Annotated in this window: 10 protein-coding genes; 2 read left to right on the top strand and 8 right to left on the bottom strand. The window is 61.4% G+C overall.

Annotation, left to right across the window (positions count from 1 at the left end; translation table 11 throughout):
- Window positions 1-20 precede the first annotated feature (20 nt).
- The gene (gene acnA, locus B0G71_RS32340; RefSeq protein ID WP_116146965.1) at window positions 21-2,738 is read left to right on the top strand and encodes an aconitate hydratase AcnA; all 2,718 of its coding nucleotides are present in this window, start codon (window positions 21-23) and stop codon (window positions 2,736-2,738) included.
- Between the two features lie 111 nt (window positions 2,739-2,849).
- On the opposite strand, the gene B0G71_RS32335 is transcribed toward acnA, so the two are convergent.
- The 8 genes from B0G71_RS32335 to B0G71_RS32300 all read right to left on the bottom strand — a co-directional run bounded on the left by B0G71_RS32335 (window position 2,850) and on the right by B0G71_RS32300 (window position 11,039).
- Window positions 2,850-3,938 (bottom strand): hypothetical protein, encoded by a 1,089-nt coding sequence (locus tag B0G71_RS32335; RefSeq protein WP_116146963.1) that lies wholly within the window; start codon window positions 3,936-3,938, stop codon window positions 2,850-2,852.
- Entirely contained in the window at window positions 3,935-4,189 is a 255-nt protein-coding gene (locus B0G71_RS41065) for a hypothetical protein (protein WP_147308730.1), read from the bottom strand. Before B0G71_RS41065 ends, B0G71_RS32335 begins: the two co-directional genes overlap by 4 nt.
- 347 nt (window positions 4,190-4,536) lie before the next feature.
- Window positions 4,537-5,172 (bottom strand): response regulator transcription factor, encoded by a 636-nt coding sequence (locus B0G71_RS32325; protein ID WP_116146959.1) that lies wholly within the window; start codon window positions 5,170-5,172, stop codon window positions 4,537-4,539.
- 113 nt (window positions 5,173-5,285) lie between these two features.
- A complete protein-coding gene (locus B0G71_RS32320; RefSeq protein ID WP_116146957.1) occupies window positions 5,286-6,377 on the bottom strand; it encodes an OmpA family protein in 1,092 nt (363 codons plus the stop codon).
- 154 nt (window positions 6,378-6,531) lie between these two features.
- Window positions 6,532-7,371: an ABC transporter permease gene (locus B0G71_RS32315; RefSeq protein ID WP_116146955.1), complete on the bottom strand. Its 840-nt coding sequence runs from the start codon at window positions 7,369-7,371 to the stop codon at window positions 6,532-6,534.
- Window positions 7,372-7,386: 15 nt separating this feature from the next.
- Entirely contained in the window at window positions 7,387-8,664 is a 1,278-nt protein-coding gene (locus B0G71_RS32310; RefSeq protein ID WP_116146953.1) for an ABC transporter permease, read from the bottom strand.
- 119 nt (window positions 8,665-8,783) lie between these two features.
- Window positions 8,784-9,833, bottom strand: coding sequence for an ABC transporter substrate-binding protein (locus B0G71_RS32305; RefSeq protein WP_106281714.1), 1,050 nt, complete (start codon window positions 9,831-9,833; stop codon window positions 8,784-8,786).
- Between the two features lie 108 nt (window positions 9,834-9,941).
- Entirely contained in the window at window positions 9,942-11,039 is a 1,098-nt protein-coding gene (locus tag B0G71_RS32300; protein ID WP_116122683.1) for an ABC transporter ATP-binding protein, read from the bottom strand.
- Between the two features lie 129 nt (window positions 11,040-11,168).
- On the opposite strand from B0G71_RS32300, the gene B0G71_RS32295 reads away from it, so the two are divergent.
- Window positions 11,169-12,716, top strand: a complete 1,548-nt coding sequence (locus B0G71_RS32295) for a PLP-dependent aminotransferase family protein (protein WP_116146951.1) — start codon at window positions 11,169-11,171, stop codon at window positions 12,714-12,716.
- The last annotated feature ends 8 nt before the right edge of the window (window positions 12,717-12,724 follow it).

The following is a 12,724-nucleotide window of genomic DNA, read 5'->3' as shown; positions in this document are numbered from 1 at the left end:
ATCAAACCAAGGAAAACACCATGGCCCACAACCTCCACAAAACGCTCAAGGAATTCGACAGCGGTTCCGGCAAAGGCAAGTTCTACTCCCTGCCGCAACTCGGCAAGGCGCTGAACATCAAGATCGACCGCCTGCCGGTTTCGATCCGAATCGTGCTGGAATCGGTGCTGCGTAACTACGACGGCAAGAAAATCGCCGAAGAACACATCGAGCAACTCGCCAACTGGAAGCCGACCGCAGCGCGCGTCGACGAAATCCCGTTCGTCGTGTCGCGCGTCGTGCTGCAAGACTTTACCGGCGTGCCGCTGCTCGCCGACATCGCGGCAATGCGCGGTGTCGCGAAAAACATGGGCAAGAATCCGAAGTCGATCGAGCCGCTGGTCCCGGTCGATCTGGTCGTCGATCACTCGGTGCAGATCGATCACTTCCGCGAAAAGAACGCGCTCGACCTGAACATGAAACTGGAATTCCAGCGCAACAACGAGCGCTATCAGTTCATGAAGTGGGGCATGCAGGCATTCGACACGTTCAAGGTCGTGCCGCCGGGCGTCGGTATCGTTCACCAGGTGAACCTGGAATACCTCGCACGCGGCGTGCACAAGAAGGCTGAAGGCGCGGACACGGTCTACTACCCGGATTCGCTGGTCGGCACGGACAGCCACACCACCATGATCAACGGCATCGGCGTGGTGGGCTGGGGCGTGGGCGGTATCGAGGCGGAAGCCGGCATGCTCGGCCAGCCGGTGTATTTCCTGACGCCGGACGTGGTCGGCGTCGAACTGAAGGGCAAGCTGCGCGAAGGCCTGACGGCGACCGACCTGGTTCTGACCGTCACCGAACTACTGCGCAAGGAAAAAGTGGTCGGCAAGTTCGTCGAATTCTTCGGCGAAGGCACGGCATCGCTGTCGCTGCCCGACCGCGCGACGATCGGCAACATGGCACCGGAGTACGGCGCGACCATGGGCTTCTTCCCGGTCGACGAAAAGACGATCGACTATTTCAAGGGCACGGGCCGCACCGACGCCGAAATCGCCGCCTTCGAAAACTATTTCAAGGCGCAAGGTCTGTTCGGTATTCCGAAGGCTGGCCAGATCGACTACACCAAGGTCGTCACGCTGGATCTCGGCACGGTGACGCCGTCGCTGGCAGGTCCGAAGCGCCCGCAAGACCGTATCGAAATCGGGCACGTGAAGTCGACCTTCAGCGACCTGTTCTCGAAGCCGGTTGCGGAAAATGGCTTCGCGAAGAAGGCGGACGATCTCGAAGCGCAATACACGACGAGCAACGGCGTCGACGTGAAGAACGGCGACATCCTGATTGCCGCGATCACGTCGTGCACGAACACCTCGAACCCGAGCGTGCTGCTGGCCGCCGGCTTGCTGGCGAAGAAGGCGGTCGAAGCCGGCCTGACGGTCGCGCCGCACATCAAGACGTCGCTGGCGCCGGGATCGCGCATCGTCACGGAATACCTGACGAAGACCGACTTGATGAAGTACCTCGACAAGCTCGGCTTCACGCTGGCCGCTTACGGTTGCACGACCTGTATCGGCAACGCGGGCGATCTGACGCCGGAACTGAACGAAGCGATCACGAAGAACGACATCGTCGCGGCAGCGGTGCTGTCGGGCAACCGTAACTTCGAAGCGCGCATTCACCCGAACATCCGCGCCAACTTCCTGGCCTCGCCGCCGCTGGTCGTCGCTTATGCGATCGCCGGCAACATTACGCGCGACCTGATGACCGAACCGGTCGGCAAGGGCAAGGGCGGCAAGGACATCTACCTGGGCGACATCTGGCCGACCAGCGAAGAAGTCAACGAACTGCTCAAGTTCGCGCTGGACGCCGACGCGTTCCGCAAGAACTACTCGGCGCTGACCAAGAAGGGCGATCTGTGGAGCAAAATCGAGGGCGAAGAAGGTCAAGTCTACGACTGGCCGAAGTCGACCTACATCGCTGAGCCGCCGTTCTTCGGCAAGGACTTCTCGATGACGCCGGCCGACAGCATCGCCGCCGTCAAGGACGCACGCGCGCTGGGCATCTTCGGGGATTCGGTCACGACCGACCACATCAGCCCCGCTGGTTCGATCAAGGAAGACTCGCCGGCAGGCAAGTGGCTGAAGGAAAACGGCGTGCAGAAGGCCGACTTCAACAGCTACGGCTCGCGTCGCGGCAACCATGACGTGATGATGCGCGGCACGTTCGCGAACGTCCGCATCAAGAACCTGATGATCCCGACGAAGGCAGACGGCTCGCGCGTGGAAGGCGGCCTGACGATTCACCAGCCGGACGGCGAACAAATGTCGATCTACGACGCAGCGATGAAGTACATCGACGCCGGCACGCCGACCGTGGTGTTCGCGGGCGAAGAGTACGGCACGGGCTCGTCGCGTGACTGGGCTGCGAAGGGTACGCAACTGCTGGGCGTGAAAGCCGTTGTCGCACGCAGCTTCGAGCGGATCCACCGTTCGAACCTGGTCGGCATGGGCGTTCTGCCGCTGCAGTTCATGGGCTCGGATAGCGTGCAATCGCTCGGCATCACCGGCGAAGAAACGTACGACATCGAAGGCCTGGGCGCTGACTTCAAGCCGCAACAGGAAGTGACCCTGGTGATCCGCGACAAGGACGGCAAGGAAAAGCGCGTGCAGGTGCTGCTGCGTATCGACACGCCGATCGAAGTCGACTACTACAAGCACGGCGGGATTCTGCCGTTCGTGCTGCGTTCGTTGCTGGCTGCTTGAGGTCTTTGCTTACCTGAGTAGTCGCTACGAGCTGTTTTGCAGGAGCTGCGTCCTGTGGAGGACGCAGCTGACTTTGAAGCCCGACCGGTGGTCGGGCTTTTTTTTCGCTGCTTACTTTTGGGCGCGGCCTGTCTGGAAGGCGTCGGGGCTGTCTGTGATGCGGCGCTGGGTCATGCGGGCGTTCCAGTCGGTGTCGCCTGGTGTGGGTGTGCTGACGCGCGTTGTGATCTTCGAGCGACGCTGTTGTGCCGCCCAGTCGCCTAGCGCTGCGCGCTCGGCTGCGTCGGTTGCGGACGTGGGGCGTTCGGGCTGCTCAATCCGTTCTGTCCGTTCTGTCCGTTCAGACTGTTTCGACGCGGAAGGCTGCGTGGCTGGGTTGGTCGCGCGGCTGAGTGCGAGACGTTTGTCGATTTGCAGTTTGCTGAGGCGTGCCATCGGCGTCTGGTAGTGGGCCGTTGCGAGTTCGATCGGCGCCATGTGCCGTATGGACACGCGGCCAGTGGGCCGAGGCTCGAGGTGTTCGACGTGCTGTGGCTTCGGCGTGCCGCGAACAGTCGTGTCACGTATCGCGTCCGGCGACTTGGGAGCGCCGGGCGCTGTCGACTTCGGCCCCGAGCTAGCGGCCGATGGCGCACTCCGCGTGGTCGTCCCGGCGAATTCGGCCGACGGTTGCGCCGGTTTAGCTTGCTCTCGCGGACGAATCGCTGTCGCACCGCTGTCCATCGACGCGACCGATTGTGTTCTTGCGCTGGCCGCGGCGGTCGTCCTGTCGGCATCATGCTTCGCACAGGTGGCCAGCAACCAGGCCAGCGCGATGCTACAGCTCGCGAAAATTGCCGCGCCGAGGACGTGATCGGAACGGGTCGAACTCGGACGCGCTCCGCCCATCCCAAGGTAGTACCGGGCTTCGGCCAGTTGCTCCTCAAAACGATGCGAATGGTCGGGTTGCTGCGGCAGCTTGTAAAGAAAGAGAACCTTGGCGCCGGGTGGAACCAGCCCACGACTCGCTGGCGACGCCGAACGCCGCATCGCATTCTGAATCACCTGTTGCGCGGCGACGTGTGCAGCGGGTTGCGGTTCACGTCGCGCCGCGGTCCGCGCCTGACGACGCCACGAACCGAAAGGCGGCGGCAGGGCGTCGAAGGGCCGCAGACTCGGAAGCGCCAGATCGCCTTCGATCAAGGCAAGCGGTCGGTTCATTGTGAGCTGCTCCGGAAGGCGCGGGACGTGGCTTCAAGTTGCGCAACGAGGGTTCTGGCGCGCGCAGTTAGCGCGTCGATTGCCGCAGCGCCCTGTTCCGGCGGCGACAAGCTCGCACGCTGCAACGCGTCCATCAAACTATGCGCGCCGACGAGCGCCACTGCGCCGCTCAGGCGATGCAGCACACTAGGGAAATGGTCGAAGTCGCCATCACGAGGTAACGCGTCGAGGCGCGCGAGGTCGTCATTCATTGCTTGACGCCAGTGGTTGAGAAACGCGTTGAGGTCGACGCCCTCTTCGGACAACGCGTCCAGGAAACGCGTTTCAAAGGGCTCAAAAGGAACGCTTGATGAGCTCTCCGATGACTGCGCGACGCGGGCAAAAAAAGACACCGGTGTGTTGCCGTTAGCCATTTCTACGGATAACTCCCGTTGTTCGACGGTGAACGGCGCGTTGAAGATCGCGCGCGTTCGTCGCTCTGTCTTTGAAGACAAAAACGCAGGAATCCGCGGACGCCGAATCCAGTAGATCGCTTATCGTTTGGTTTCCTATGCACCGAGCGGAGCGAGACAGGCACACCGTTTTCATAGCCGCGAACCTACTCGACCAACCGGTGCAAAGTCGCGAACTCAATGAGTCCTGCCAACGACGTCAGGCCGAGTTTCTCCTGGATACGGCTCTTGTATGTGCTGACGGTTTTATCGCTGATAAACAGGGCGTCTCCAATCGCCTTGTTCGACATGCCTTTTGAAAGCATCTGCAAAATCACCAGCTCTTTATCAGACAGCAAACCGATTCTCGCCTCCTCGCCTCCCCGGCCATCGACGAGCGCAATACCGCCGCCGTGCTTCATCACCGGGAACACGGTGTAGCCGGCGAGCACCGCTTCGACACCGCGCATGATCTCCTTCATCTCCTGCGACTTGCCGACGAAACCGTGGACACCCGAGCGCATCGCGCGCGGCGCGAACGTGGCCGGATCTTGCCCAGACAAGACCATCAGGCGGATCGGCGGATGAACGAGTTTGAGACGTGGAATCACATCGAGTCCACTAATGCGCGGAATGTCGAGATCCAGTATGGCGAGCTCCGGAGTATGGATTCGGGCCATCTCGACAGCGGTCTGGCCGTTATCGGCCTCGAGCACATTTTCAACGCCAAGCAATTGCACGAGTTGCATTTTGATGATCATGCGGAACGCAGGATGGTCGTCAATAATTAGAATAGTTGACATTTTTTCTTAATCCTTCTGAATACACAGGCTTTGCGACGTTGGTCGCTGCGTGTCTCAAACTCAAAGACGCATCGATGTGCGCGGTACGGTTGCTAGCTCTCGATCCAAAATCACTACGAGGCCGCCGCGACAAGCTCGATCTCGATGCGTCGATTCGGCGCGAGGCATCGCAGCAACACATCTCGCTGCGTTTGCCGGCAGGTCACCAGCGGATTCGCGCTGCCTCTGCCCTGTGCGGTCGTCGGCGACCTCACCCCTAGCGACTGCAGATATCGTTCGACAGTCCGCGCTCGCTGCGTCGACAAACGCAAGTTGTATGACTTGTCGCCAAGGCGGTCAGCGTAGCCGGTGATCTGCAGTTCACGCAGCGAGGGCATCTTCTTCGATCGAATTGCCACGTCGTTCAACTGTCGTTTGCCGGCGGGCAATATCGCGGCATCGTCACCGCCGTTGAAGCGGAAAAGAGAATCGGCTTTGAGCATGATCTTTCGCGACGAATTCGCAGCCGAGGTGGTCACAGGCGCACGGCCCGGCACCGGCGCGGATACCGGCGTTTGCATCTTCTGCTTGCATTGCAGCGCGGTTTCCGCCGACTGACGCAACTTGTTCTGCACATCAGGCAAGCGCTGCTCGGCGTCGGAGAAACTGCGTCGCCACGCGTCATGGCCGGCCTGCATCAGTTCCACTTCGGCACACGCGAGCGGCGGCTGAGCCTGCGGACATTGGGCAACAGTAGGATCTGATTTAATGGTATTAACGATCTTCCACAGATCGGGGCGCACCGTGGACACCGTGCGCAGCGCCGGATTGGTAGCGGATAACGGCGCACCGCTCTCCAGGCTCATGGTAATCACGGCCGCCTGGCCGATCGCTTCTTCGACGAAGCCCCAGCGGTCGTTAGATTGCCGCGCCTGTTGAGCGGCATTGATCCAGCATTGTGCCTTGGCGTGAAAATAGCCGGTCTGATCGCCAGGCAAACGGTCGAGCCGCGCCTGCAGGCGCGCCAGCGCCGTGCTGCTGCTTACCGCCGGCGCATAAGTGCTGATCCATTGTGAGTTGACAGCGCCCGCCGCTTCGTCCTGTGTAACGCCGAAACCGCTATGCAGCAAGGTGGCGTCTTCAATGCCGAGCCGGTCTCGCGCGGCGTGGTTGGCGCAACCCGTCAAAACCAGCGCGCAAACAAGCACCGTGAGGTGGTGTTTCATTAATTCCCCGCGTCGAGCGAATCTTCTTATTGAGGGCTACGAGTATGCAGAGCCGTCGATGCACAGGGAATGGGAGCAGTCTTAGATTAATGTCAAAAGGTGATTGGCTATTATGCGTTTTGGATGAAGCGCGGTCGCCCGCTCGCGTCGATACTCAAGCCTTGACTGCTCGCGCTGCATTTCTCCCACGCAGCCATTCGAGCGCCAGTAACAGGCTAGTGGAAAAAACAATCAGAATTGTTGCCAGCGCGGCGATGGTCGGGCTGATATTTTCTCGGATGCCGGTAAACATCTGTCGGGGCAACGTTGTCTGATCCGCGCCCGCCAGGAATAAGGTGACGACGACTTCGTCGAATGAGGTCGCGAACGCGAACAGCGCGCCTGAAATCACGCCCGGCGCGATCACCGGCAAGGTGATGCGGAAGAACGTCTTCACCGGATTCGCGCCTAGCGACAGACTTGCCCGCACGAGGTTGTAGTTGAACCCCTGCAACGTCGCGGCCACCGTCGTCACGACAAAGGGCACGCCGAGCGACGCATGCGCGAGAATCAGGCCGATGTAGGTGTTGGCCAACCCGAGCGGCGCGAAGAACAGATACATGCCGACACCCACTACCACCACCGGCACGATCATCGGCGAAATCAGGATCGCCATGAGCAGACCCTTGCCGCGGAAGTTCGCCTTGGTCAGTCCGATTGCCGCCAACGTGCCGAGCACGGTTGCAACCACCGTCGCCGACGGCGCGACGATAAAGCTGTTCTTAGCGGCCATGCGCCATTCATCGGATGTGATCAGATTCTGATACCAGCGCAACGACCAGCCGGGAATCGGATACACCAGAAACGTGCTCGACGAAAACGACAGCGGCACGATCGCCAGCACCGGCAAGATGAGATAGAGCAGCGTGAGCACGGCCAGCGCACGCAACGCGAAATACCACACGCGTTCGACCAAAGACGTATGCGGCGCGAACAAAGGCTTGGCAAGTTTCATCGCAATAGACTCCGTTCAGCCGAGGCTCAGTGACGAGCGCGTGAAGCGTCCGTAAATGACGTACAACACGAGCGTCGCGGCGAGCAGCAGGCCGCCGAGGGCGCACGCCATGCCCCAGTTGATCGTCACGTTCGTGAAGTACGCGACGTAGTAGCTGACCATCTGATCGTTCGGTCCGCCGAGCAAGGCCGGCGTGATGTAGTAGCCGATCGCCAGAATGAACACCAGCAAAGCGCCCGCGCCGATGCCCGGATAAGTCTGCGGCACATAGACGCGCCAGAACGCGGCGAACGGATGACTGCCGAGAGAGATGGCGGCGCGCTGATAGGTGGGCGGGATCGACTTCATCACGCTATACAGCGGCAGGATCATGAACGGCAGCAGAATGTGCGTCATCGAAATGTAGACGCCGGTGCGGTTGAACAGTAACGCCAATGGGTCATGCAGCAGCCCGCTGCCGATCAGCGCCTTGTTCACCAGCCCTTCGCTTTGCAGAATCACGATCCATGCGGCGACGCGCACGAGGATCGAGGTCCAGAACGGAATCAGCACGAGAATCATCACCAGATTTGCGCGGCGCTCGGACAGCGTCGAAATCCAGTAGGCGAGCGGATAGCCGAGCAACAACGCGAAGAGCGTCACCGCCGCGCCGATCACAAAGGTGCGGCTAAATACGGCGAGATAGATCTGTTGATCAGTATCGGTCGGAATGATGTGGCCGAACGCGTCCTGCTTGTGGTCCAGCGAAGCCAGAAGATAGAACGGCGAATACGCGCCGGAATTTTTTGCAATGGCCTGCCAGTACGCGACGTCGTTCCAGCGCTCGTCCAGTTCGACGAATTTCGCGTGCATCTGGGCGGGCGTCAGCTGCAGGGGCTTGTTGTTGTCGTCGACGAACGGCATGGCGCGCGCGGACTTGGCGACCAGCGAACGGTAGCCGGGAATCTCCACGTTCAGGCGTCGCGCGAGCGCGCCCATGCCGTCGCTGTCGGCGATCGCGGCGAGATCGACCGCCAGCGCGGCATACGCGGTGTCGGGCGGCGGCGTCTTGCGATCCCATGCGCTCAATGAGGCCAGTGTATGCGGCAGCGCGTTGACGACCTCGGGATTTTGCGCGGCGCGCGTGAGCAGCGCACCGATCGGCACGACAAAAATGAGCAGTAGAAAAATCGCGAGCGGCGCGATCAACAACAGCGCCATCGCACGCTTCCTGGCCTCCGCCGCTTTGAGTTCGCGTTTGAGTCGGCCACTCGATTCAGGCGTGGAATCAGCAGCGATCGTCATCGTAGTCACACCCGTCTCTCCAGCTCTACATTGGAACCGCACGCACATCCATAAAAAATGCGCGCGCGTCATTGCACATCTCGAAGGCGCGACCACTCTCCCAGCCGCGCCCTCTCACGCAAGACTAATTACTTCGACGCCCACGACGAAAACCGCTGTTCCAGTTCATCGCCATGATCCGTCCAGAACGCCAGGTTCTGCAGCACTGCGTTCTTCCCATTAGCCGGCGAGTTCGGCAGATTCGCAAGCGTCTTCGGATCGAGCGCCTTGATTGCCGCGACATTCACCGGACCGTACGCGATATGGTGCGCATAGTCCTGCTGCGGCTTCGACGCAAGCGAATAAGCGATGTACTTCTCGGCCAGCGCCTTGTTCGGCGTCCCCTTCGGAATCGCCCAATAGTCGAGGTCGTAGATGCTGCCGTTCCAGACCACCTTCAGATTCTTGCCTTCCTTCTGCGCGGCGTCGATCCGGCCGTTGTAGGCGGTGGACATCACCACATCGCCTGCGACCAGGAATTGCGGCGGCTGCGCGCCCGCTTCCCACCACTGGATGTTCGGCTTCAATTCGTCGAGCTTCTTGAATGCGCGGTCCTGACCTTCCTTGGTGGCGAGCACCTTGTAGACGTCCTTCGGCGGCACGCCGTCGGCCATCAACGCGAATTCGAGGTTGTAGCGCGCGCCCTTGCGCATCGCCCGCTTGCCGGGGAATTTCTTGACGTCCCAGAAATCGGCCCAGCCGGCCGGCGCCGTTTTCAGCTTGTCCGCGTTGTACGCCAGCGCCGTCGACCACACGAAGAAGCCGACGCCGCACGTTTGCGGTGCTTCGGGAATCAGATCAGTCTTCTTGCCGATCTTCGACCAGTCGAGTTTCTCGTACAGCCCTTCATCACAGCCACGGCCGATATCGCCCGATTCGACTTCCACCACATCCCAGTTCACATGCTTGGCTTCGACCATCGCCTTCACTTTGGCCTGCTCGCCGTTGTATTCGACGGCGGTGACTTTATTGCCGGTCTCTTTTTCGAACGGTTGGTTGAATGCAACCTTCTGCGCGTCGCCATTCGCGCCGCCGAAATTGACGACCGTCAATTCCGCTGCATTGACTTGCGCGGCGCCCAGCGCGAGCGCCACGGCACCGACAGCGATGGCGCAGCGCGATTTCCCGATCTTGCTCATGGTGTGTTGCTCTCCTTGGGTGGTGTGCTTCAGTACGTTCAGTGCGACTTTGTTATGTGCTGCTTGACCTGCTCTACCTGCGTCGAACACATTGCGTAGTCGACGCGTTCACGCCCCTGCGAATACTCGCAGATGTTCGGGTGCGAATTCGAGTGCGACCGGTGCGCCGGGCGCAAAGGTGTCGAGCACGCCGGTGCCGAGCGGCACCTTCACGAAGCACTCGTCCTGTTGCGGCAGACCACAACGCATGCGTACGTGGTCGCCGAAATAGATCAGCCCGCGCGCTTCGCCGGCGAGCGCGTTGGCGCCCGGACGTGACGACCCGCTTGCGAGCTTCATGCGCTCGGGCCGGATGCACGCGACCGCCGGCGTGCCCGCGCGCGCACCGCCGATATTGCGACCGGTGAGGCGCGTACCGTCGATCAGATGGAATTCGCAATACTCGCCGTCGACGTTCGCGATCGTGCCGCGCAGCTTGTTGCTGTCGCCGATGAAGTTCGCCACGAACTCATTGCACGGCGATTCATACAGACGATCCACAGTATCGAGTTGCTGCACGATGCCTTTATCGAATACGGCGACGCGATCGGACATGGTCAACGCCTCGCCCTGATCGTGCGTGACGTACACGAACGTGACGCCGAGTTTCTCGTGCAGTGATTTAAGTTCGTACTGCATGTGTTCGCGCAACTGTTTATCCAGCGCGCCGAGCGGCTCGTCCATCAGCACGAGTTTCGGCTCGAACACCAGCGCGCGGGCGAGCGCGATACGCTGCTGCTGGCCACCGGAAAGCTGCGCCGGATAGCGCTTCGCGAAGCTCTCCATGCGCACCATCTTCAGCGCGTTATTCGTGCGATGCGCGCGCTCTTCCGCCGAAATCTTGCGCACGGTCAGCGGATACGCGACGTTCTGCTCCACCGTCAGATGCGGGAACAGCGCGTAGTTCTGAAACACCATGCCGATGTTGCGCTTGTGCGGCGGCACGGTATTAAGCAGCGTGCCATCCAGCCAGATTTCACCACCGGTGGGAAATTCAAAACCCGCCAGCATCATCAGACAGGTGGTCTTGCCCGAACCGGAGGGCCCGAGCAGCGTCAGAAATTCGCCCTGGTAGATATCCAGATCGAGCTGTTTGACGACCAGCGTTTCGCCGTCATAGGTCTTGCGCACACCTCGAAAGCTGACGATCACGTCTTCGGTTTTCATCGTCCAAGTCTCCTCTGCGGTCCGGCTGGCTCCCGTGCAAAGCAGCGGGATTGCATCAATTGCGTGGCTCACTATAGACCGTTACGGTTCTACAATATGGAACCATTTCATTATTCCGGATAGAACCACTTGGACACCGTGATCTTGTCGGATTGGCTCGCCGCGCGGCTCGACCGCACGGCCGCCGAACCGGTCTACCGGCAGACCTTGCGGCTCATGCAGCAGGCCATCCTGACCGGCCAGCTGCCGCCTGGCACCAAGCTGCCCAGTTCGCGCACGCTCGCCGAAGACCTCGGCATTGCGCGCAACACGGTGCTGCACGTCTACGACCAGTTGACCGCCGAAGGCTATGTGATCTCGACCACCGGCAGCGGCACTTATGTTGCCGACACGCGCCCGGACACGGCCGCCGTGAACATGCGCAGCAAGCCGGCAATGGCGAGCGTCGACAAGGAAGACAGCGCACCCAGGGAAACTCCCAAGCCGCCGAAACGCGACCTCAGCGATCTGTCGACTCGCGGACGGCGTCTGATCGACAAAGCCGGCGTGTCCGCGAAACAGTGGGGCGCGTTCATGCCGGGCGTGCCCGACGTCGCGGAATTTCCGGCGCGCACATGGAGCCGCCTGCAGGCGCGCTTGTGGAAGGAAGCCAATCCCGATCTGCTTACTTACGCGCCCGGCGGCGGCTACCGGCCGTTGCGGCGAGCGTTGTCGGATTACCTGCGCGTGGCGCGCTCGGTGAATTGCACGCCGGATCAGATCATCATCACCACGGGCATTCATCAATCGATCGATCTGGCGGTGCGCCTGTTGACCGATGTCGGCGACCGCGCGTGGGTGGAAGAACCGTGCTATTGGGGCGCACGCAGCGTGCTGCAGTCATCGGGGATTACCCTCGTGCCGGTGCCGGTGGATGACGAAGGCCTCAATCCGTGCGAACAGGACTTGCAACAGCCGCCGCGGCTCGCGCTCGTCACGCCGTCGCATCAGTATCCGCTCGGCATGGTGATGAGCCTCGCGCGCCGCCGCACGCTGCTCGAATACGCGCGCCAGCACAACGTATGGATCGTCGAGGACGACTACGACAGCGAGTTCCGCTACGGCAGCCGTCCGCTCGCGTCGCTGCAAGGACTCGACGAAGCCGGCCAGGTGATCTACGTCGGCAGTCTGGGGAAGATGCTGTTTCCGGGCTTGCGGATCGGCTACATGATCGCGCCCGAGCATCTGGTGGACACGTTCCGCACGGGCGTGGCCGAGTTGTATCGCGAAGGTCAGCTGATGCAGCAGGCGGTGATGACCGACTTCATCATGGACGGCCATCTCACGTCGCACGTTCGGCGCATGCGCGCGCTATACGGTGAGCGGCGGCAGATTCTGATCGATGCGATCACCGCGCGCTTCGGCAGCGAACTGCCGGTGATGGGCGACGAGGCCGGCCTGCATCTGGTGCTCGGCTTGCCGGATCACGCGAACGACCGCGCGGTGACCGCCGCCGCTTACGACGCCGGCGTGATCGTGCGTCCGCTCGCGAGCTACTACAGCAGCGATACACCCGCGCGTCGCGGGCTGCTGCTCGGCTATGCGTGCGTGCCGAACGACAAGATCGGCCCCGCGTTCGACACGCTCGCGCGCGTGATCGAGCAAACCACGTTGAAGGCGCCGACGCGCGCCGCCTGAGCGCGCGC

Origin of the sequence: Paraburkholderia sp. BL27I4N3, assembly GCF_003386115.1 — a bacterium.
Lineage (GTDB): Bacteria > Pseudomonadota > Gammaproteobacteria > Burkholderiales > Burkholderiaceae > Paraburkholderia.
Note: the sequence above shows the minus strand (reverse complement) of the source record. Positions and strands in the feature narration are given on the sequence as shown.